A 1,255-nucleotide genomic window follows, 5' to 3' on the forward strand; every position below is an offset into this window, starting at 1 on the left:
TAACACATATGAGCCTTAACTCTGTCAATAGGCATTAGTTTTCTTTTTGACCGTTTTTATAAATTGACGGTCAATTCTAAATCAATAAACAAATTCGTTTACTTCGTATGTCGATGCGGCTGTTAAGCAAGTAGCTTACGGCAAACACATATAGAGGCTCTCTTATTGCGATCTCATCGCAGCCAGCTTTTTCCCATATCCTTTTGGGGTTGCTGGGGCACTAGACATTCATCGGTTAACCTCATCATGGCACTATTCAAGGCGGCTGGTTTCATCATTATGATCCAGTTAGTTTCAGGCTCAAGTCAGGTGTAAGCGACTTTGTTTATTGTATTAATGCACGCGTACTGAGCGTCTAATCAAGACAAGTGGCTTAGGTCTGTAGGCATATAATCAGGTTAAACCTTGTTGGTTATTAACTCACCCAATTGATTGATGCTCAGCCTTATATCCAGTTAGATGTTCAGCTCACTCAATACCGTGACTAACTCTTTAAGAATTTTGCTTCATCGAATACCGTCTCTTTTTTAAGCATATAATAAACACAGCGACCAAGCTTATGCGCAAGCGCTGACAGTGCTTTGGCTTTACTCATTCGTTTTTGTAGTTTTTCGAGGTATTTGTTGGCGTTGTGATTGTGACGCAGCAGCAATACAGCGGCTTCGGAGAACGCCCATTTTAGATGTGCATTGCCAATTTTGTTGCCTTGGGTGCCATAGGTTTTGCCGGCAGACTCTGCTTTACATTTGACTAACCGACTATATGAAGCGAACTTTTGTACGCTTGAAAAGCGATTAATGTCACCAATCTCATAAATAATGGTAAGTGCGAGAATGCGGCCTATACCATTTATTGTTTGCAAGATATTAAGGTGAACAGGATTGTGTTGCTTGGCCATTTGTTCAATATAATGCTCTAAAGGCTTAAGCTCGCTGTGATAGCAATCGAGTATGGCCATATTTAAATTAATGGATCGTTGCACAACGGGGTCAGGGAAGTAGTAGCGCATCTTTTCTCTGTCGCAGACGTTCTTTAAATTCACGTTGTGGGCAGGTAAATTGTACTGGCTGGCGGTATTGGCGACATGGGCTTTTAAATCAGCCCCGTGGCGAACAATTTTAGTTCTTCGGCGTAATAAGTCGCGCGTAGCACGCATATCTTTGTCATACACATAAGCAAGTGGAAAGTTCCCCCCACGGATGAGTTTGGCAATTTTATATGAATCTATTTTATCGTTTTTGGCTTTACCGCCATG

1 protein-coding gene is annotated in these 1,255 nt (G+C 41.6%); it reads right to left on the reverse strand.

What is annotated here, in order from left to right:
* Positions 1-484: 484 nt before the first annotated feature.
* Positions 485-1,255, reverse strand: a 771-nt coding sequence (locus P20480_RS06640) for an IS110 family RNA-guided transposase (protein WP_033025598.1), incomplete at its 5' end; no start/stop codon positions are given.

Source organism: Pseudoalteromonas sp. BSi20480 (assembly GCF_000241365.1).
In the GTDB taxonomy this organism is placed as follows: domain Bacteria; phylum Pseudomonadota; class Gammaproteobacteria; order Enterobacterales; family Alteromonadaceae; genus Pseudoalteromonas; species Pseudoalteromonas marina.